Origin of the sequence: Fundidesulfovibrio magnetotacticus (assembly GCF_013019105.1) — a bacterium.
Taxonomy (GTDB): domain Bacteria; phylum Desulfobacterota; class Desulfovibrionia; order Desulfovibrionales; family Desulfovibrionaceae; genus Fundidesulfovibrio; species Fundidesulfovibrio magnetotacticus.
The window spans coordinates 110,439-129,403 of the sequence record NZ_BLTE01000008.1; the positions used below are offsets into that span (position 1 = coordinate 110,439).

At 70.3% G+C, this 18,965-nt stretch carries 17 protein-coding genes; 5 read left to right on the forward strand and 12 right to left on the reverse strand.

Annotated features, from left to right (window positions below; translation table 11 throughout):
* Positions 1-67: 67 nt before the first annotated feature.
* The 5 genes from NNJEOMEG_RS09940 to NNJEOMEG_RS09960 form a co-directional block, all read right to left on the reverse strand.
* On the reverse strand, positions 68-952 hold the full coding sequence (locus NNJEOMEG_RS09940) for a M23 family metallopeptidase (RefSeq protein WP_173083949.1): 885 nt from the start codon (positions 950-952) through the stop codon (positions 68-70).
* Positions 949-2,388, reverse strand: a complete 1,440-nt coding sequence (locus NNJEOMEG_RS09945; RefSeq protein ID WP_173083951.1) for a DNA integrity scanning protein DisA nucleotide-binding domain protein — start codon at positions 2,386-2,388, stop codon at positions 949-951. Before NNJEOMEG_RS09945 ends, NNJEOMEG_RS09940 begins: the two co-directional genes overlap by 4 nt.
* Before the next feature lie 188 nt (positions 2,389-2,576).
* Entirely contained in the window at positions 2,577-3,026 is a 450-nt protein-coding gene (locus NNJEOMEG_RS09950; RefSeq protein WP_173083953.1) for an ATP-binding protein, read from the reverse strand.
* Positions 3,023-3,382: an STAS domain-containing protein gene (locus tag NNJEOMEG_RS09955; protein WP_173083955.1), complete on the reverse strand. Its 360-nt coding sequence runs from the start codon at positions 3,380-3,382 to the stop codon at positions 3,023-3,025. Before NNJEOMEG_RS09955 ends, NNJEOMEG_RS09950 begins: the two co-directional genes overlap by 4 nt.
* On the reverse strand, positions 3,379-5,559 hold the full coding sequence (locus NNJEOMEG_RS09960; protein ID WP_173083957.1) for a SpoIIE family protein phosphatase: 2,181 nt from the start codon (positions 5,557-5,559) through the stop codon (positions 3,379-3,381). Before NNJEOMEG_RS09960 ends, NNJEOMEG_RS09955 begins: the two co-directional genes overlap by 4 nt.
* 106 nt (positions 5,560-5,665) lie before the next feature.
* Between NNJEOMEG_RS09960 and NNJEOMEG_RS09965 the strand changes: the two genes are divergently transcribed.
* Genes NNJEOMEG_RS09965 through NNJEOMEG_RS09980 form a run of 4 tightly spaced genes read left to right on the forward strand, consistent with a single transcriptional unit; the run spans position 5,666 to position 11,211 of the window.
* Positions 5,666-6,304 carry a hypothetical protein gene (locus NNJEOMEG_RS09965; protein WP_173083959.1) on the forward strand — a complete coding sequence of 213 codons (639 nt, stop codon included), beginning with the start codon at positions 5,666-5,668 and terminating at the stop codon, positions 6,302-6,304.
* Positions 6,301-7,146, forward strand: coding sequence for a flagellar motor stator protein MotA (gene motA, locus NNJEOMEG_RS09970; protein WP_173083961.1), 846 nt, complete (start codon positions 6,301-6,303; stop codon positions 7,144-7,146). The genes NNJEOMEG_RS09965 and motA (NNJEOMEG_RS09970) overlap by 4 nt, the downstream gene beginning before the upstream one ends.
* Positions 7,147-7,149: 3 nt before the next feature.
* On the forward strand, positions 7,150-7,908 hold the full coding sequence (locus tag NNJEOMEG_RS09975) for an OmpA/MotB family protein (RefSeq protein ID WP_173083963.1): 759 nt from the start codon (positions 7,150-7,152) through the stop codon (positions 7,906-7,908).
* On the forward strand, positions 7,909-11,211 hold the full coding sequence (locus NNJEOMEG_RS09980) for a response regulator (protein ID WP_173083965.1): 3,303 nt from the start codon (positions 7,909-7,911) through the stop codon (positions 11,209-11,211).
* A gap of 258 nt (positions 11,212-11,469) precedes the next feature.
* Here NNJEOMEG_RS09980 and NNJEOMEG_RS09985 read toward each other — a convergent pair whose 3' ends face one another.
* The 5 genes from NNJEOMEG_RS09985 to rplU all read right to left on the reverse strand — a co-directional run bounded on the left by NNJEOMEG_RS09985 (position 11,470) and on the right by rplU (position 14,563).
* Positions 11,470-11,895, reverse strand: a complete 426-nt coding sequence (locus NNJEOMEG_RS09985; protein ID WP_173083967.1) for a response regulator — start codon at positions 11,893-11,895, stop codon at positions 11,470-11,472.
* A gap of 3 nt (positions 11,896-11,898) precedes the next feature.
* Positions 11,899-12,759, reverse strand: a complete 861-nt coding sequence (gene motA / locus NNJEOMEG_RS09990) for a flagellar motor stator protein MotA (protein WP_173083969.1) — start codon at positions 12,757-12,759, stop codon at positions 11,899-11,901.
* A 21-nt stretch (positions 12,760-12,780) separates the two neighbouring features.
* Entirely contained in the window at positions 12,781-13,755 is a 975-nt protein-coding gene (locus tag NNJEOMEG_RS09995; RefSeq protein ID WP_173083971.1) for a flagellar motor protein MotB, read from the reverse strand.
* A gap of 216 nt (positions 13,756-13,971) precedes the next feature.
* Positions 13,972-14,241, reverse strand: coding sequence for a 50S ribosomal protein L27 (rpmA, locus tag NNJEOMEG_RS10000; RefSeq protein ID WP_173083973.1), 270 nt, complete (start codon positions 14,239-14,241; stop codon positions 13,972-13,974).
* Positions 14,242-14,251: 10 nt separating this feature from the next.
* On the reverse strand, positions 14,252-14,563 hold the full coding sequence (gene rplU / locus NNJEOMEG_RS10005) for a 50S ribosomal protein L21 (protein WP_173083975.1): 312 nt from the start codon (positions 14,561-14,563) through the stop codon (positions 14,252-14,254).
* A 199-nt stretch (positions 14,564-14,762) separates the two neighbouring features.
* Here rplU and NNJEOMEG_RS10010 point away from each other — a divergent pair, with 199 nt between their 5' ends.
* Positions 14,763-16,508 (forward strand): carbamoyltransferase C-terminal domain-containing protein, encoded by a 1,746-nt coding sequence (locus NNJEOMEG_RS10010; RefSeq protein ID WP_173083977.1) that lies wholly within the window; start codon positions 14,763-14,765, stop codon positions 16,506-16,508.
* 80 nt (positions 16,509-16,588) lie between these two features.
* Here the strand turns inward: NNJEOMEG_RS10010 and NNJEOMEG_RS10015 are convergent, their stop codons facing one another.
* Positions 16,589-17,347: a DUF268 domain-containing protein gene (locus NNJEOMEG_RS10015; protein ID WP_173083979.1), complete on the reverse strand. Its 759-nt coding sequence runs from the start codon at positions 17,345-17,347 to the stop codon at positions 16,589-16,591.
* Positions 17,348-17,351: 4 nt separating this feature from the next.
* Entirely contained in the window at positions 17,352-18,929 is a 1,578-nt protein-coding gene (locus NNJEOMEG_RS21110) for a Gfo/Idh/MocA family oxidoreductase (protein ID WP_173083981.1), read from the reverse strand.
* Positions 18,930-18,965 lie beyond the last annotated feature (36 nt).

The following is an 18,965-nucleotide window of genomic DNA, read 5'->3' on the forward strand; positions in this document are numbered from 1 at the left end:
CAGGGATGGGGCTGCATACGCGTTTGCACGTCCAGCGTAAAGCCGTACGGCCCAACCTGAACAAAGCTTAATTGACCATGAAGGGCATGGGATCCACGGGCTGCCCGTTCACGCGCACCTCGTAGTGCAGGTGCGAGCCTGTGGTGCGTCCGCTCATTCCCGAGTGGGCGATGCGCGCGCCGCGCCGGATTTCCTCGCCCGGGGCCACCTCTGCCGAGCGCAGGTGGGCGTAGGCGGTGCTCACCCCGCTACGGTGTTCGATGACCACCATGAGCCCGTAGCCGGACTCGTACCCCACGAAGGACACCGTGCCGTCGGCCGGGGCCGACACGGGCGTGCCCACGGGCACGCCGATGTCCACGCCGTTGTGGAAATCGCGCGCGCGGCCCATGAAGCGGTAGCCGAAATCGGAGTTGAGCGCGCCGCGCACGGGCCACAGGGAGGGCCGACCGGCCAGTTCCGTGGCGCGCTCGCGCAGGATGGAGGCCAGCAGGCGCTGGCGGGCCTCCTGGAAGGCAACCTCCTCCAGCAGGGCGCGCGAGGTGGCGGCCAGCTGGCGGCTCAGGCGCACCTCGTCGGCGAAGCCGCCCTCCACCTGACCTGCGGAACCAATGGAGCGCTCCGGGCCGCGCGTCGGGGGCAGCTTGACCACGGAGGCGAGGCCCGCGTTGAACCCGGCGGAGGCGTCGAGCGCGCGGGAGAGGGCGGCAAGGCGGCCGTGCTGTGCGATGAGCGCCTCGCGCCAAGCCTGGCGCGAGCCCTCCTCGCCGCGCTCCAGCACGTCCAGCCCGGCGAGCCCGGCCAGGTCGGGCAGCCTCCAGACCAGATGGCCCGTCCCCGCCACGGCTGCCAGGAGCACCACGCCCAAAACCCACGCGGGCAGGCGCAGGCCGCGCCGCAGGCTGCCGTCGCGGCGGCGCACGTAGAGCACCCAGGCGGTGGAACGTCTCATTGGCCCTCCAGCCAGTCGGCCAGGGCGGGTGGGGTCAGGTCCAGGACGTCCTCGTGGCCCAGGTCGCACATGGCGTTGAGCTGCACGCCGCCCTGGAAGATGAACACCGGCGCGTCGGCCGAAACCACCACGGCGATGATGCCCTGGTGCATGGCCGTGAAGCGCAGGGCCGAGTTGAAGCGCGCCCCGCGCGAACGGTCTTCGGATTCCACGCCCTTGCCGTCGAGCAGGCAGGCGAAGGCGGCCAGGTTCGAGCCCCCGATGAGGTGGAGCGCCCCGTCGAGCTTGGCCAGGGACTTGGCCAGGTCCAGGTTCTGGGGGTCGTCCAGGTCCAGGGGAGGGTCCACGTGCTGTCCGGCCATGGGCGGGAGCGTGCCCTCGGGGTCGAGCACGAGGGAGCAGCCGAAGCCGCGCCGTCGGGCCTCGTCCACCACGGCGGTCACGATGTGGAAGAGGCGGCTGGCGTCGTCGGGAGAGAGGTTCGATTCGAGCAGGGCCTCTTCCAGGAGCACCAGGTTGGGCTTGCGCGTGCTGGACTGGTAGGCCCCGTCCACGAAGCTGCACACGGGACGCCCGCCCAGGCGCAGGAAGCCGAAGCGGTCCTGGAAGTCGGCGGTGAGGCGCGCCGCCAGGTGCCCGGCCGGGGCGCTGATGCCCAGCACCCGCTCGCCGTCGCTGACCAGGCGGCGGGTGGAGTCCTCCACGGCCAACAGGAGCTTGCGCACGTGCTTGGCGTTGGAGAGCGAAGGGCGCTCCGTGGCCGGGAAGCGCACCAGCCAGGGGATGTCCTGGGCGTCGCGCGGCTCCACGAAGATGATGCGCCCCGAGGGGGCCTGGCCCTCCTCGCGGGTGGAGGAAACGGCCAGCACGGCCTCCAGGATGGGATAGAGGGGCACCTGGGGCGGGCGGCCCAGAGTGCGCGACATCTCGGTGAAGAGGTGGTTGCGCACGGCGTGCTGCTCGAAGGCCTCCAGGGCGTGCTTGGAGGCCGAGGTGAAGAACGCGCCCTCGGAGGCGTAGTCGTGGGCCAGCAGCCAGGAGGCGTGTTCGAGCCAGCGCTCGGTGGGGCCGGTGGAGCACATGTTGGGATGGAGTTCGGTGAACCACATCTGGTAGAAGAGGGGCTGGGAATAGCCGCCCGAGCAGATGAGCCCGGTGAGGTGCAGCTTGGGCGCCCACACCGCCTGGCCGAAAGGCTTCATGGACAGGGTGTCCGGGGCCTGGGAGCGCCACTCGTCGGATTCCAGGAAGACTTTGGCCAGCTTGGGCTCGTGGCCGCGCAGGAGCCTGCGGGGGTCGTGCACGGTAAGGGGCGACGCCGGGCTTTCGGCCATGATGAGCGCCGCCCGGCAGATGCCGGAGAAACGCGTGAGCCCCTTGCGCAGCCCTTCCAGGACGTTTCGCGCGCTCAGCTGTTTGGCGGTGTTCTGGATCATTCCCGGCGGACGCGGCGGCGAGGGGAATCCCTCCCGGCGGGAGGGACGGTTCGTTGGGTAATGGTTCGGGAAGAGGCTGCGTCAGGTCCCCGACGGGCGTCCGTTTTCCGTGTATGCCATGGCCGTCCCTTTGGCAACCGCCCCCCCGCAAGCCGCTTGCGTCCCCGCGCGTGGACCGCGCGCGCCCTTCAGGCCTGCCCGGTCCCGACCCCGTTCCAGGGCCGGGACATGGTGAGGGTGTTTCGCCCCTCCTCGCTGCGGTAGTCCACGTGCTCCATCGCCTGACCGATGATGCGCAGGCCCCAGCCGCCCAGGGGCACGTCGTCCAGCTCCCCGGCATCGGGCATGCCCGGGAGCGTTTCCGGGAAGGCTTCGAAGGGCCTGCCCCTGTCGGCCACGCGCACCTCCAGGCGGCCCGCGCCCAGCGTGAGCGACACCTCCACGGGCTGGCCCGGCCTGCGCCCGTAGGCGTGGATCACGGCGTTGTTCACGGCCTCGCACACGGCCAGCTCCACCAGGGCGGCGTCCTCCGCGGGGCCTTCCTCGCGCTCCAGGAGCCCGCGCAGGGCGTTGCCCACCAGGGAGACGTTCTCCAGGGAGCTGTCGATGGTCAGGGTCACGGTTCTCAGCGGTTTCACGGCCTGGCCTCCCGTCCTTGCGCCAGGGCCCTGGCGGCCGTTTCGGCGTCCGGGTGGATGTCCAGGAGGCCCTGGTCGAGCTTGGTCACTTCCAGGAGTTTGCGCACGCCCGCGCGCACGCCCGCACAGGCCAGGCGGCCGCGCCCGGCCAGGGCGCGCAGGGCGCGCAGGATGGCCGAAAGCCCCGTGGAATCCATGAATTCCACGGCCGAGAGGTCCACCACCACCAGCTCGTGCCCCCTGTCCAGCACCTGCTCGAGGCGGTCCCGGAAGGCGGCGCACGAGGCCGCGTCCAGTCGGGGGTTCAGGGGGGTCACCACGGCCACGGGGCCGAACATGTTCTCCATGACGTTCATCCGGTCTCCTTGCGGGGCAATCCCTCCCCGTGGAAGGTGATGAGCAGCACCGAGAGGTCGTCCTGGGGACCGGCGGGGCCGCCGAACGCCACGATCTCGTCGGACAGGAGCTCCAGGGCCTCGGCCGCCGCCATGCCCCGGGCGCGGCCAAGCCAGGCGCGCACGCGCTCCATCCCGAAGGGGCGGCCCTTGCGGTCCTCCAGCTCAGTGAGCCCGTCGGTATAGATGAGGAGCGTGTCCCCCGCTTCCAGGGCGACCTCGCCGGTGGTGAAGGGCAGCAGGCCGCCCAGGCCCACCACGGTGCCGCCCTCGTCCAGCTCCTGGACCTCTCCGCTCCTGGCCAGCAGGGCGGGCGGGTGTCCGCCGTTGCAGTGGCGCAGGCGGCCCCGGGCCAGGTCCACGCTGCAATAGAAGAGCGAGAAGTAGCGGTCGAAGCGTTCCAGGGGGAACTCGCCGTCCAGCGCCGCGAGCACCCGGTCCGGGGCCGGGGGCAGGCCCGAGGCCGCGTCCTCGCGCGAGTGCAGGAGGATGGCCTGGGCGGCGGCCGCCGCCACCAGGGCCGAGGGCACGCCGTGGCCGCTCACGTCGAGCATGTAGGCGTCCATGCGGTCCGGGGCGGGCGCGAGGATGTTGAAGATGTCGCCCCCGATGGCGGCGCTGGGCCGGAAGAGCCAGCCCGCCTCGTAGCGCGGGTCCGGGGCCAAGCGCACGGGGAGCAGGCTCTTCTGGATCTCGGCGGCGGCCTTCAGGTCGCGCTCCAGGGCGGCCTGCTGCTCGGCCAGGCGGCGGGTGTAGAGCCGCTGGGCCTCCTGGGCCTTCACCCGGACGGTGATGTCGCGGGCGAGGCAGATGCACAGCCGCCGGGAGGGCAGGTCCACGGCCGAGACCGTGAGTTCCATGGGAAAAGTCGCGCCGTCCAGGCGGCGGCCGGTCATCACGCGGGTTTTCACGGCGCAGGACGGAGCGGGCTTGCGCGCGCGCCGCGCGGGCCGCTCGGCGGGAAGGGCGCAGAGGCCCTCCAGCCGAACCTTGGGGGCCACCTCCGTCAGGGGGCGTCCCGACAGGTCCCCGGGAGCGGCTCCGAACATCTCCTCGGCGGCGCGGTTGGCCGATTCGATGCGCCCGTTCTGATCCACGGCCAGGATGCCGTCGCCCGCGCCGTCCAGGACCGCGCGCAGCCTGGCCTCGCGTTCGGCCATGGCCTCTTCGGCGGCCTTGCGGCCGGAGATGTCCACGGCCACCAGCAGATAGCCCTCGGCCCCCTGCGCCCCCTCGATGGCCGAGAGCACCACCTCGGCGGCAAAGCGCGAACCGTCCTTGCGCACGAGGGTCCACTCGCCCAGGTCGCGCCTGCCGGAGCGGGCCAGGGCCATGAGCACGGCGAGACCGGCCGGGCGTTCTCCCCCGGCGGCCGCCAGCTCCCGGCCGCGCCGGGCGATCTCGTCGGGGTCCAGAAAGGCCAGGGGGGTCTCCAGGCCCACCATGGCGGCGGGCTCGTGGCCTAGAAGATTGGCCGCGCCGGGGTTGAATACGCTGATCACCCCGGCGGGACTGGTGGCCACGATGGCCACCCGCGAGGCGGCCTCCAGCACGCCGCGCAAGCGCCCGGAGAGCTCCTCCAGGGCCTGGAGCGCCGCCTGCCTGGCGGCGGACTCCCGGCGCAGGTCCGCGTTGAGGCGGATCACGTCCAGCGCGCCCCGGCGCAGCTTCTCCACCTCGCGGCGCTCTTCGGTCACGTCGCGAGCGAGCACGGCCACGGCAGGCCCCCCGGGGTCGGCCCCGGGAACCGGATGCGTCGACAACGCCACCGAGCGCGTCCCTCCCCCCCCGGGCGGCTCGAAGGACACCGCCTCGGCGCCCTCCAGCCCGGGCGAGACGGCCTGGGCCGCAAGCTCCTGGAAGCGCTCCCCGGCGACGCCCGTGAGCATCCGGGCGGCGCGCAGGCCCTTGTCCGGCGGGGCGTCCAGGCCGAAGACTCCGACCGTGGCGGGGCTTGCCTCCAGCACGCGGCCCTGGGAATCCAGGAGGAGGCTGGCCAGCTGGCTGGCGGAGAACAGGGCCGACGCCAGCGCCTCGCGGCCTCCGGCCGGGGAAGCGGACGCGCCCCGCGCGGGGGCGTCGCCGGAATCGGCGTCCGGTCGGGAAGGTCTGGGCGGGGCGTCGTGTGGGTGCGTCATGGCGGTTTCCGGCTCGACCATAGCCTCCGGCGTCCGTTGTTACAACACCTCGTGCGTCGCCGCGCGCGGCCTTGCGCGTCAAGCTGCCGCGTGGTAGTCTTCAAGGATGGAGCAACCCGGCGAGCCTTCCAGCGCGGGAGATGCCTCCAACCGGCGCGCCGACTACCGGGTGGAGGTGCCTGCCTCCCACCTGCGGGAACTGGCCCTGTGGCCCGGTCCCGCCGAAGAGCACGTGCGCGTCACCCCCGCCTGCCTGGGCAGGCCGAGGCTGACCCTCTCGCGCCTGGGCCACGGCCGCCTGCTGCTGACGGACCTCTCCATCAGAGGGCTCGGCATGCTCCTCCATCTCCGGCCCGAGGACGCCGAATGGCTCCGGCAGGCCCGCAAGGTCTACATCTACCTCCAGCTCTGGGACCCGACCCATGACGACCCCTTCGGCGTGCTCTCGGTGTTCACCAGCTGCCATCTGGTGCGCGTGGCCGACACGCCGCGCGGGCTTTTCGCCGGGGCGCGCTTCCTGCGCTTCGCCGTGGGTTCGCGTCTGGAGAAGGCCCTGGAGTTCCTGGACGCGCGCATGGCGGGCGTGACCGCCCTGGCCCGCTGGTGCGACAACATCGCCCGGGGCGAACAGCCCGTGGCCGAGCGCCGGTACCCCGGCCTGGACCTGGACAACCTCCTGGCGGAGATCGAAAACGCCCTGACGGAACGTTCCCCCTGCGTTCCCGAGGGCGGGGAGACGCAATGATCGCTCTTTTTGGCATTCTCGTCGTGGTGGCCTGCGTCGCGGGGGGCTACTGGGTGGCGGGCGGCAAGTTCGGCGTGCTCTTCCAGCCCGCCGAGATCCTGGTGATCGGAGGCGCGGCCCTGGGCTCGCTCTTCATCGGCTCCACCCGCACAACCCTCACGCTCATCGGCCGCAACCTCCTGGACGTGTTCTCCTCCAAGCACTACGCCCAGGAGGACTACCTGGAGCTGCTGAGCCTCCTGGCGCGGCTGCTCATCAAGGTCCGGCGCGAGGGACTCTCCAGCGTGGAGCAGGACATCGAGCACCCCGAGTCGAGCATCATCTTCAGCCAGCACCGCCGCATCCGCGAGGACGCTTCCGTGACGCGCTTCATCTGCGACACCTTCCGGGTCTACCTGGTCACGGGGGAGCCCGCCGAGATCGAGGGCATCATGCACGCGGACATGGAGTCCATGCACGCGCTTTCCCATCTGCCGGCGCACAACCTCTCCAAGGTGGCCGAGTCGCTGCCGGGCCTGGGCATCGTGGCCGCGGTGCTGGGCGTGGTGCTCACCATGCAGAAGATCACGGCCCCGCCCGACGAGCTGGGGCACTCCATCGGCGCGGCCCTGGTGGGCACCTTCCTGGGCGTGCTGCTCTGCTACGGCTTCGTGGGCCCCATGGCCACCAAGCTCGAGAATCGCGCCCAGGAACGCGACGCCTTCTTCGGTGTGATCCGCTCCACCATCTCCGGCACGGCCCACGGGGCCACGCCCATGATCGCCCTGGAGTTCGGGCGGCGCTCCGTTCCCGAGGTCTACCGCCCCACCTTCGAGGAGCTGGAGCGCATCATCCGAGGCTAGACCATGAAGCCCAAATCCGCAGCCCCCCGGGTGTTCCGGTCCCGCAGGAGCCTGCCGTCGCACCACGGCGGCAGCTGGAAGGTGGCCTACGCCGACTTCGTGACGGCCATGATGGCCTTCTTCCTGCTCATGTGGATCCTCAACATCGTGCCCAAGGACGTGCAGAAGGCCATCGAGACCTACTTCAAGGCCGACACGAAACTCGGCAAGGTGGTGGAAGACCCCAACTCCGCCCTCACCGGCGACCCGGACCAGGTCCGCAAGGAACTCACCGAGGACCAGGCCGCGCGCTTCGCCATCGCCATGCGCTTCAAGAAGATCATCACCGACGACCCCTTCCTCAAGCAGAGTTCCGGCGTCAGCTCCGACGACTCCGGCGTGCTCCTGCGCATCAACAACGACGTCATGTTCAAGCCCGGCTCCGCCGAGCTGGCCCCCCAGGCCGACAAGGTGATCAAAGAGGTGCGCGAGGTGCTCAAGAGCTTCAACCTCAACCTCATGGTGCGCGGCCACAGCCTGCCCGGCGAACAGGCCGGAGGCCCTTTCCCCTCGGTGTGGGAGCTCTCCGGCGCCAGGGCCGGGGCCGTGGTGCGCGCCCTGCTCCAGGACCGGGCCATCGCCCCCGGCCGGGTGCGCGCCGTGTCCCTGGGCGACACCCTCCCCCTCACCCCCGCCTTCGACGCGGCCAGCGCCGCCCAGAACCGCCGGGTGGAATTCTACTTCCACCGGCCCGACGTCTCTTTCCAGCGCGTGGTGAACTAGGTGGACCTGCCGCGAGGCCTCTCCCTGCAGGCCCGGACCATCCTTCTCGTCACCCTGCTCTCCGGCGCCGCCGCGCTGACCGCCCTGGGCGTCGCCCGTCACGAGACGGCCCAGATTCTCTCCGCCCAGAGCGCCGAGCGCGCCGTGCAGGCCCTCTCCCAGGCCTCCCTGCTCGTCAACGAGCGCAACGAGGACATCCTGGACCAGCGCCGGGATGCCGTGGACAACCTGCGCTCGCTGCACAGGACCTTCCTGAAGCTCTTCACGGGCTTCATCGACCAGGAGCGCGAACGCGGCGTCCAGCGGGAGCGAGCCGCCGACGCCGCGCTCCAGTCCCTGTCCGGGGCGGCCCGGGAGGCGGGAGTCAGCCTTTTCGTCCTGGACTCCGCAGGCGTCTTCACGGTCCACACCACGCCCGGTCTGGCCGGATCCTCCTGGTCCCGCCTCTGGCCCTCCGGCGCGCGACCCGGCCCCGGGGCCGCGCCGCAGCCCATGGAATCCATGGTGGTCTGGTGGCCGGACGGGGAGGCCGCGCAAAACTCCAAGCAACTGGCCAGCCTCGTCCGCTACGAGCCATGGGGCTGGACCCTGGGCGTCAGCACCGCCTTCGAACGCATCGAGAACCGCTCCCTGGAGCTCGCTGCCCAGATGGACCAGGAGATACAAGGGGCCCTCTCCGACGTGCGCTTCGGCCGCGACGGACGCCTCTTCCTCCTGGCCCGCGAAGGCCAGGAGACCCTGCTCGTCCCGCCCCGCTTCAAGGCCCTGCTGGATGCCCACGCCCGGGAGATCGCCCAGGCGGCGTCTCCGGCCGGAGCCCCCGCGCGTCTTCGTTTCATCGGCCCCTGGGGCGACGCCACCGTTTTCACCTCCTACCTGCCCCACGCCGACCGGACCCTGGGCCTTGTCCTGGACACAGCCGAACTCCGGGGAGACACCAACGGCCTGGACGGGGGGTTCCACGCCGCGCTGGCCGCCCTGGTGACCGCCGGGGCGTTCCTGGCATGGCGCTTCACCCGGCGCGTGGCCGGGCCTCTCGGCGAACTGTCCCGGCTGGCCGAACGAGCCTCGCCCGCCCACCCCTCGAACGCCGCCCAGGCCGGCGCCCGACGCCATGAGCTGGACCGGCTGGCCGGAGCCCCCCGCGAAGCGGGTGCGCTGGCCAGAACCCTGCGCGATGCCCTGCACGCCCAGGAGAACGCCGCGCTCGGGCGCGAACAGGCCCAAACCGAGGCCCGGACCGCCGCAGAACGCCTCGCGGCCGTCACCAAGGACCTGGACACCCTCAAGCAGGACCTGGAGCATCGCGTCGCCCTGCGCACCGCCGCCCTGGAAGCGGCCAACCATCGCCTTCACCGCAGCGAAGCGCGCTTCCGCAGCCTCTTCGTGGCCTCGCCCGTGCCTTTCCTTGAACTCGACGCGAGGCCTCTGATCCAGTTTCTGGGCTCCCCCGAAGCCGCGCGGGCCAGGGGATCGCTGGATTTGGTCGGCCCGGAGCTCCTGCTCGACTGCCTGCGCCTGCTGCGCATCCAGGACGCGAACCCCGCCGCCCTGGCCTTCTTCGGCGCATCGGGCATGGACGGACTGACCCGCACTCTTCCGGAGGTCCTCGCGCCCGTGGCGGACATCTCCCTGGACAGACTGCGCGACGTCCTGCTCATCGGTCCGATCCCCCAGGTGATGTGCCGCATACGCACCCCTTCCGGCCTCCTGCGCCACGCAGTGGCGGGCGTGCGCCCCATGCCCGGCCACGAGCAGTCCCGGGACAGGCTTCTCGTCTCGCTGCAGGACGTCACCCGGCTTTACGAGAGTGAAGAGCGCCTGCGTGCCGCCCACGACCGCCTCCAGGCCGCCAACCGCGCCAAAAGCGAGTTCCTGGCCAACATGAGCCACGAAATCCGCACGCCCCTCACGGCCATCCTGGGCCTTGCGGAGCTTTCCACCCGGCAGACCGGCCAGGAACGCACCGCGCAACACATGCGCATGATCGCCGACTCGGCCCAGACCCTCCTGGACATCGTCGGGGACGTGTTGGATCTCTCGCGCGTGGAGGCCGGAAAACTCGTGCTGGACCGCAAACTCCTGCGGCCCCGCGACGTGCTGGACAAGGCCATGGCCCCCCACCTGCTCCGCGCCGGAGCCAAGGGCCTGGAGTTCTCGGCCCAGGTCGCGCCCGACGTGCCCGACACCCTCCTTGGAGACCCGTTGCGCCTGGGCCAGGTGCTCTCCAACCTGATGGACAACGCCGTGAAGTTCACCCCGAAGGGCGCAGTGCGCGTGAACCTCGTCGTGGCGGACCGAAGGGCGACGGACGTGACCCTGGGCTTCTCGGTACAGGACACGGGCATCGGCATCGCCCCGGAGTCCATGGACACCATCTTCGACAACTTCCGCCAGGCGGACTCCTCCTTCTCCAAGGCCTACCAGGGGGCCGGACTCGGCCTGGCCATCTGCCGCGAGCTCACGCTGCTCATGGGCGGCGACATCTCGGTGGAAAGCGTCCAGGGCCAGGGCAGCACCTTCCGTTTCACGGCCGTTCTGGAGCAGACCGACCGGAAAACCTCGGAAACGGCGGTAGCCAGCCCCCCCACGGAGGCCCGCACGACAGGCCTCCGTGTCCTCGTGGCCGAGGACAACCCGCACAATCGCCACGTCTACCGCGAGTTCCTGGCCTCCCAAGGGCACCGCGTGGAGACGGCGGCAGACGGAGAACAGGCCCTGGACCTCCTGCGAAAGCAACCATTCGACCTGGTGCTCATGGACGTGCAGATGCCGCGCATGGACGGCCTGGAGGCCGTGCGCAGCCTGCGCGACGGCGCGTGCGGCGAGGAGGCCTCCCGGACCCCCGTGCTGGCCCTGACCGCCTACGCCATGCGCGGCGATCGCGAGCGATTCCTCCTGGCCGGCATGACCGACTACCTGCCAAAGCCCGTCTCCCTGGACGACCTGGCCAAGGCCGTGGACCGCTTGGGCGGCGCCCCCCCCGCACCCGAAGCTGCCCGGTCCGAGCAGGCCGTCTTCGACAGGAACACCCTGGAACAAACCGCTCTCTTCCTGGCCGAACGCTGCGCCCAGGCCCGGGCGCACCTGAACCAGGGCGACCTGGAAGGCGTCGCCAAAGCCGCCCACGACGTGAAAGGCACGGCCATGCTCTTCCGCTTCGCCGCAGTGAACGAGGCCGGGGCGCGCCTCCACGAAGCCGCCCGCGACGGAAACCCGGAGCTGGCCCGGGAGGCCATGGACGGACTGGACGAGGCCCTGGCGGACTTCCGGCGGGAACTCGGCTGGCGACCCGTCGGCTGAAGCGGTTCGCGACAGGGCGGGGACAGCGGAGACAGCGGAGACAGCGGAGACAGCGGAGACAGCGGAGACAGCGGAGACGCCTCCGGCGGCCAGGGCTTCGCCCTGGACCCACCAGGGGGAGAGCTTCCCCCTGGACCCGGCGATTGCTTCGCGTCAACGTGAGTTTCGTCGCAGCAGGACGGGATAAGGCGCGCCGCTCGGCGGCGGGAGGGTCGTCGGGGCTGGACGGGGGCGAGGCGTGCGCCAGCCCGGGGCCGGTCAGCCGCCTTGCAGCCGGGCCGCAAGGCGCTGGGGCACGAAGCGCTGTCCCCTGGCCACGGCGCGCACGCCCTGGGCCAACTCCTGGGGCTGGGCGTCCTTGAGCAGGAAACCGTGCGCCCCGGCCTCCAGTGCCGCGCGGACCAGGGCGGGGTCCTCGTGGCCGGTCAGCGCCAGGATGCCCGTGCCGGGCAGCAGGGGGCGGATCAGGGCGATGGCCTCCAGCCCGTCCAGAACGGGCATGGAGAGGTCCATGATCACGGCGTCGGGCTTGAGTTCCAGGGCCTTGTCCACGGCTTCGCGGCCGTCGGCGGCCTCGCCCGCCACCACGATGTCCGGGAAGCCCGCCAGGAGCATGCGGATGCCCAGGCGAAGCACCGGCACATCCTCGGCCAGAAGCACCCGGAGAAGCGGCTCCCGGCCCATGCGCTACTTGCCCTTGGAGGCCTTCACCGCCTCTTCCAGTTCGGCGAACGAGGGACGGTGGTGGTTTGGGATGGCCCTGCGCCCGGCCTCCAGGGCCACGGGGGGCGGATTGCCGCCCACGAAGGCCCCCAACGCGCATTTGATCACGACGAGGCAGTGCTCGCCCTCGCGCGCCTTGGACTCCATGTTGGCCGCGATGGGGCCGATGACGCCGTAGCACATGAGCACGCCCAGGAACGTGCCCACCAGCGCCGCGCCGATGTGGTGGCCGATCACCTCGGGGGGCTCCGAGATGTAGCCCATGGTGATGACGACGCCCAGCACCGCGGCCACGATGCCCAGGCCCGGCAGGGCGTCGGCCATCTTGTTCACGGCCTGGGCCGGAGCCACGGCCTCGTGGGAGTAGGCCTCGATGTCGGCCTCCATGATGTTCTCGAACTCGTGCTGTTCGATGTTCACGGTGGAGAACACGCGCATGGTGTCGCAGACGAAATCCACGATGAACTTGTTGGATTTGTTTTTGAGGAAGGCCGAGAAGATCTGGCTCGATTCCGGGGCCTCGATGTCCTTTTCGATGGCCACCAGGCCCTCGCGGCGGATTTTCATGAAGAGCATGGAGAGCATGATGAGCATGTCCAGAAAGAAGGCCTTGCTCGTCTTGGAAGCCCCGAAGGCGCCGCCAAGGCCCTTGAGCGCGCCGATCACCACTTCCTTGGGCGAACCCAGGATCAGGGACCCGAAGGCCGCCCCGAAAATGATCACCAGCTCCGCGGGCTGCCAGAGCACCGCGAAGTTGCCCTTCTCCAGGGTGTAGCCCAGGATGACCGCACCCAGGACCGTGACGATGCCGATGATGGCGAACATGCTCTGTGGTTTCCGTGCCGGTTAGGGTTGCTTGCCTTTGATGGTCTCGTCGTAAAGCCTTTCGATCTGACGGTCCAGCAGTTCCCGCTTTTCCTGGGGGATGGGCGAGGGCGGCGGCGCGGGCGGCTCCTGGGGCTTGGCGAAGATGTTCTCCTTGCCCTTGGGGGGCGCGGGAGCGGGCTTGCCCTGGGCGGGTTCCTGGGGCTTGGGGGTCTCCATCACCAGGCGGATGCGCCGGTTCTTGGGGTCGAAAGGGTTCTCGGGCACGAAGGGGCGCGTGGCCGCGAACCCGGCCACCTGGCCCACGGCGTCCTGGGCCACTCCGGCCTTTTCCAGTTCGCGCCGGGCCGCGGCGGCGCGTTCCGTGGAAAGCTCCCAGTTGGTGAAACGCTCGCCCGCGTAGGAGTAGGCGTCGGTGTGGCCCTCCACGGTCAGGCGGCCCTTGCCCGCTTTGGCGAACTGCGGGGCCACGGCGGCCAGTGCGCGGCGCGCGTCGGGCGTGAGGTCGGAGCGGCCCAGGGCGAAGAGAGGCTTGCCCTTGGCGTCCTCCACCACCTCGACGATGAGCCTGTCGGCCTCGGTCTTGACGATGATCTGGTCCTTGAGGTCGGGCACCTTGGCCTCGATGGCCTCTTTGACGGCCTCGGCGGCCTTCTCGGCCTCGGATTTCTCCTTGGCCGGCCCCGAGGGGGTCTCGGAGAGCGGTTCCACGATGGAGGGCGGGTTCTGGGGCTGGGCGATCTGGGAGAGGTCCGTGGCCGGGATGAGGCCCGGCTTGCCGCCGGTGTCCAGCAGGCTGAAGGACTGGAAATACTGCGCGATCTCCTCGCGCTTTTCCTTGGGCAGGGAGTTGACCAGCCACATCACCAGGAAGAAGGCCATCATGGCCGTGACGAAGTCGGCGTAGGCCACCTTCCAGCTGCCGCCGTGGGCGCCGCCGTGGCCTCCCTTCTTCACCTTCTTGATGATGATTTTCTTGTGTTCCTTGTCCGCCATGGCGCTCCCTTCCGGGTTGAATGCCATGCAAACGGCGGACCATGCAAGGGATTCCCACCCTCGTGCGACAGGGGGGAACACCAGGCCGGGGCGCGGGGACGGGCTCGCGGCCGGGCGCGGCAGGCTGCGACCCGGTCAAGCGGCTGGGGGGGCTCCGGACAGAGCGCAAAAAAAGGCGGCCCCACGGAGGGGCCGCCTGAATTCCGTGCCGGCGGACTAGGCCGCGGCGGGAACCACGTGGATGCGGGTCTTCACCTTGCGGTTGCGGGTGTACTTCTCGAAGACCACCGCGCCGTCCACCAGGGCGAAGAGAGTGAAGTCCCGGCCCAGGCCGACGTTCTCGCCGGGGTGGAACTTGGTGCCCAGCTGGCGCACCAGGATGTTTCCGGCCTTCACGGCCTGACCGCCGAAGCGCTTCACGCCGCGACGTTGTCCGGCGCTGTCGCGGCCGTTGCGCGAGCTGCCGCCTGCTTTTTTATGAGCCATGAGAAGCCTCCTAGGCCGTGATCGCCTTGATCTTCAGGGTGGTGAGATCCTGGCGATGGCCGGTCTTCTTGTGGGAGTCGTTGCGACGCCACTTGTGGAAGACCACCACCTTGGGGCCGCGCAGATGCTCGACCACTTCGCAGGTCACCTTGGCGCCGCCCACGTAAGGAGCGCCGACCTTCAGGCCGCCTTCGGCTCCCACGAGCAGGACCTTTTCCAGGGCCACTTCGGCGCCAGCCTCCACCGGGAGCTTCTCCACGGTGATCTTTGCGCCTTCCTCGACACGGTACTGCTTACCGCCGGTTTCAACAATCGCGTACATGAATAGACCTCCGCAAACGGGGAAGCCGTTCTTACGGAGCCCACGGTTTTTTGTCAACCCCGTTCCCGCGCTTTTTCCTCCCGTCCACTCCGTTGACAACCCCCGACGCCCCATGACAGACCCGGAACGCGCAGGGACACGAGGCGTCCCGCGCGCGCTCCCACCGCGCGCCCGCCGCGCGCGACCAGAAGGACATTCCATGAACATCCTCGCGATCCAGATAGGCATCGGCGCGTCCGTCTGCCTGCTCAAGGACGGCAAGATCGTCCTGGCGGTGGAGGAAGAGCGCCTCTGCCGCCAAAAGGGCTTCATGGGCTTCCCCGCCCAGGCCCTGGCATACCTCAAGACGCGCCACCCCCGCGAGCTGGACTCCCTGGCCCTCTGGGGCATCCCCGGGCGCGACGACGTGCTCCACTCCAAGGCGGAGTTCCAGACCCGCTACGACGCCCGCCTGGAGCCCGCGCGCAAGCCCTCCCTGGCCCAGTCCTGCAAGGGGCTCGCCTGCCGCGCCCTGCCCGACGAGGTGAAGGCCCTCATCAAGCCCTCCCTCAAGAAGCCCTCGGTGGCCAGCATGGTCCGCGAGGCGCTGGAAGGGTTCGAGCTGCCCGAGAAAAGCCTGCGTCGGCCCGGCCACCACCTCTGCCACGCGGCGGCCGCCTACTACGGCCTGGGCCGCGACCATGAGCGCCCCTACCTGGTGCTCACCCTGGACGGCGGCGGCGACGGCCTGTGCGCCACCGTCTCCATCGGCCGCCGTGGACGCCTGGAGACCGTGGCCGCCACGCCCACCGGGCACTCCGTGGGCAACCTTTATTCCAACATCACGCACCTTCTGGGCTTCACGCCCCACGAGCACGAGTACAAGCTCATGGGCATGGCCCCCTACGTGCCCGAGCGCCACACCGCGCGCGTGCGCGACATCCTTGCCGGATACGTGGGCCTGGACCCCGCCAATCCCATGCTTTTCAAGCGCCTGATCCCCGAGAGCACCACCATCTGCAACAAGCGCCTCGCACGCGACCTGCGCCGCCAGCGCTTCGACAACGTGGCCGGGGGCCTGCAGCGCTTCACCGAGGAGCTGGTCACCGACTGGGTGAAGGCCTGCATGGAGCGCACAGGCATCCGCGACCTGCTCTGCTCCGGCGGCGTGTTCATGAACGTGAAGCTCAACCAGCGTCTGAGCCGCCTGCCCGAGGTGCGCTCCATCGACGTCTTCCCCTCCTGCGGCGACGAGACCAACGCCCTGGGCTGCGCCTTCCTGCTGCACAACGAGGCCTCCGGCGGCGGCTTCCCCGAGTTCAGGGCCTTCACCCTGGGCCCGGCCCCCTCCTTCGACCTGGAGGAGGCCAAGGCCCGCCATGCCGGGGACTGCACCTTCGAGAAACTCGAAGACCCCCACCAGACGGCCGCCGAGCTGATCGCCTCCGGGCGCATCCTGGCGCGCGTGGCCGGACCCATGGAGTTCGGGGCCAGGGCGCTGGGCAACCGCTCCATCCTCTGCGACCCCAGCAGGCTCGAAATGGTGGAGCGCGTGAACTTTCTCATCAAGCAGCGCGACTTCTGGATGCCTTTCGCCCCGGCCATCCTGCGCGAGGACGCCGAGCGCTACCTGGTGACGCCCCCCACCCTGCCCCCGGAACTCTCGCCCTACATGATGTTCACCTTCGACACCACCGAGGCCCGCGAGGAGATGATCGCCTGCCTGCAGCGCGCCGACCGCACGGCCCGCGCCCAGGTGGTGAACCGCGAATACAACCCCGGCTTCCACGAACTGCTCACCCGCTACAAGGCCCTCACGGGGCGCGGCGCGGTGATGAACACCTCCTACAACATCCACGGACACCCCATCGCCATGGGCTCCATGGACGCTCTGGAGATCCTGGTGAACTCCAGCCTGGACCACGTGCTCATCGAGGACGTGCTGGTGGGCAAGCGCAAGGCCTGAGCCGGGCTTGCACGGCGAGAGGAAAAAGCCCCCCGCGCGTCGGCTCGGGGGGCTTTTTAGCGTTTGATGCGGGCGTACCGTCAGGGCTTGCGGAAGGCGTAGCAGCCGTAGGCGTAGGGGCGGCCCAGGCGGTCGTATTCGGCCAGCGTGCAGATGCGGTCGCCCAGGGCGTAGCGTTCGTCCACGAGGTCGAGCCCCGCGAAGAGCGCCCGGGACGACTCGGGCGTGAGCACCCGGTGGGCGTTGTAGACGATCCTGTCCTCACGCCCCGCCGGGAAGGCCGCCAGCACCAGCCCGCCGGGGCGCGCCACCCGGGCCATCTCCCGCGCGGCCCGGGCCATGCCGTGCACGTCCGGGGCGTCGCCGTAGCGGCCCAGGCCCACGTGCTCCAGCACAGAGAGCGAGCTGACGAGCGGGACCGAGCCGTCCCCGAAGGGCAGGGCCAGGATGTCCGCCTTGAGGGCCTGGAAGTTCTCCATGCCCCCGTCCACGTTGCGCAGGTCCACGGAGACCACCCGCGCGGCCTGGGCCGCGAAGCCCACGAAGTAGCGCGAGGAGGCCACGTCCGCCATCCATTCGGGGCGCTCGCGCAGCACGTGGGAGAAGGCCCAGGAGTCCTGGTAGATGTAGCGCCCGAACCGGCCCGAGGATTCGGTGCGCTCGCCCAGACAGGGACGCTCGGCCGCAAGGGGCGTGCGCAGGCCCGAGGCGGCCAGCTGGCGGCGCAGTTCCCGGGCCGTGGCGAAGTAGTCGCGCCATTCGCGCCAGAGCGCCTTGAGACGACGCTCCCGGGCCAGCACGTTCAGCGAGGGCAGGACGTAGCGGTCGATGAGCCCCATGGTTCTACTGCCTGGGCACGAGGCCCTCGGGGCCTTCCTGATAGGCCTGGCCGCAGTCGGGGCAGGCCAGGGTTTCGTCCAGGCGGCCGCCGCAGGCGCACATCCAGCCGATGCGCCGGGCGGGGTTGCCCACCACCAGGGCGTGGTCGGGCACGTTGCGCGTGACCACCGAGCCCGCGCCCACGAAGGCGTAGCGACCCACCGTGCGCCCGCAGACCACCGTGCAGTTGGCCCCCAGCGTGGCCCCCTTGCGGATGAGCGTGGAGCGCAGCTCGTGCATGCGCGGAATGTGCGCGCGCGGGTTCATGATGTTGGTGAACACCATGGAGGGGCCGCAGAACACGTCGTCCTCCAGCGTGACGCCCTTGTACACCGAGACGTTGTTCTGGATCTTGCAGCCCGAGCCCACGCGCACGTCGGGGCCGATCACCACGTTCTGGCCCACGTTGCAGCGCTCGCCCACCTCGGAGCCCGAGAGCACGTGGGAGAAGTGCCATATCTTCACGTTCTCGCCCAGGGTGACGCCCTGGTCCACCACGGCGGTCTCGTGCACGAAGACCCCGGCCGGGAAGCGGCCGGGAGTCCCGGCTCCGGGGCGCACGGCCTGCCCCGTGTCCAGGGAGCGCTGCCCGGCGTTGAGGATGCGCAGCACGCGCAGGCCTTCCTCGGAGTCGGTGACGGGGCGCCGCCCGGTGGTCAGGCAGTCCAGGAAGTGCTGGCACTCGGCGCGCAGGGGCTCGCCCTGCTCCAGGGGCACGCGTTCGGGCTGGGCCTTGGCGGGCACGGGCACGTTGCCCTCCCAGCGGATCTCGTGGGGGAAGAGCAGGAGCTTGTCCTCCCAGGGAAGGGTGTCGTCGAACACGGCCATCTTGCGCTCGCCCACCACCACGAGCTTCTGCTCCTTGAAGGGGTGCAGCCAGGAGACGAAGATGTGCGCCTTGAGCCCGGAGGGGAAATCCAGGTGGGTGGTGGTCACGTCGGCGATGCGCCGGTGGAGGTAGTTGCCGCCCGTGGCGTGGACGCTCTCGGGCTCCTCCCCGGCCAGGGCCAGGATCATGGAGATGTCGTGGGGCGCGAACGACCACAGGATGTTCTCTTCCCGGCGGATCTTGCCCAGGTTCAGGCGGTGGGAATAGATGTAGTTGATCTTGCCCAAGGCCCCGGAGCGCACCAGCTCGGCCAGGGCGGTGAAGGCCGGGTGGTAGCGCAGGAGGTGCCCCACCATGAGCGTGAGCCCCTGGGCGTCGGCCAGTTCGGCCAGTTCGCGGCCCGAGGCCTCGTCCAGGGCCAGGGGCTTTTCCACGAAGAGGTGCTTGCCCGCCAGGAGCAGCTCCTTGGCCACGGGGTGGTGCGTCTCGGCCGGGGAGGCGATGACGGCGGCGTCGATGTCGGGGTCGCGCAGGAGTTCGTGGAGGGCCATGCAGGTGCGCACGCCGGGATACTGCTTGCGCACGGCCTCCAGGCTGGCCTCGTCGCGGTCGCACACGGCGGCCAACACGCCCAGGGCCGCGAAGTTGCGCACGAGGTTGCGGCCCCAGTAGCCGGAGCCGACGACGGCCACGCGTGGTCTGGTGGGATTCATAGGGATATTCCTTCTGCGCCGGGGCCGCGTCCAGGG

Bases quoted from the DNA above. Each gene is read 5' to 3' on its own strand.
- NNJEOMEG_RS10015 (WP_173083979.1), bottom strand. From the start codon at position 17,347: ATGGGGCTCATCGACCGCTACGTCCTGCCCTCGCTGAACGTGCTGGCC.
- rplU (WP_173083975.1), bottom strand. From the start codon at position 14,563: ATGTACGCGATTGTTGAAACCGGCGGTAAGCAGTACCGTGTCGAGGAA.
- NNJEOMEG_RS09975 (WP_173083963.1), top strand. From the start codon at position 7,150: ATGAAGCCCAAATCCGCAGCCCCCCGGGTGTTCCGGTCCCGCAGGAGC.
- motA (WP_173083961.1), top strand. From the start codon at position 6,301: ATGATCGCTCTTTTTGGCATTCTCGTCGTGGTGGCCTGCGTCGCGGGG.
- NNJEOMEG_RS09960 (WP_173083957.1), bottom strand. From the start codon at position 5,559: ATGACGCACCCACACGACGCCCCGCCCAGACCTTCCCGACCGGACGCC.
- NNJEOMEG_RS09965 (WP_173083959.1), top strand. From the start codon at position 5,666: ATGGAGCAACCCGGCGAGCCTTCCAGCGCGGGAGATGCCTCCAACCGG.
- NNJEOMEG_RS09945 (WP_173083951.1), bottom strand. From the start codon at position 2,388: ATGATCCAGAACACCGCCAAACAGCTGAGCGCGCGAAACGTCCTGGAA.
- NNJEOMEG_RS09955 (WP_173083955.1), bottom strand. From the start codon at position 3,382: ATGAACGTCATGGAGAACATGTTCGGCCCCGTGGCCGTGGTGACCCCC.
- NNJEOMEG_RS09995 (WP_173083971.1), bottom strand. From the start codon at position 13,755: ATGGCGGACAAGGAACACAAGAAAATCATCATCAAGAAGGTGAAGAAG.
- NNJEOMEG_RS09940 (WP_173083949.1), bottom strand. From the start codon at position 952: ATGAGACGTTCCACCGCCTGGGTGCTCTACGTGCGCCGCCGCGACGGC.
- NNJEOMEG_RS10010 (WP_173083977.1), top strand. From the start codon at position 14,763: ATGAACATCCTCGCGATCCAGATAGGCATCGGCGCGTCCGTCTGCCTG.
- NNJEOMEG_RS21110 (WP_173083981.1), bottom strand. From the start codon at position 18,929: ATGAATCCCACCAGACCACGCGTGGCCGTCGTCGGCTCCGGCTACTGG.
- motA (WP_173083969.1), bottom strand. From the start codon at position 12,759: ATGTTCGCCATCATCGGCATCGTCACGGTCCTGGGTGCGGTCATCCTG.
- NNJEOMEG_RS09985 (WP_173083967.1), bottom strand. From the start codon at position 11,895: ATGGGCCGGGAGCCGCTTCTCCGGGTGCTTCTGGCCGAGGATGTGCCG.
- rpmA (WP_173083973.1), bottom strand. From the start codon at position 14,241: ATGGCTCATAAAAAAGCAGGCGGCAGCTCGCGCAACGGCCGCGACAGC.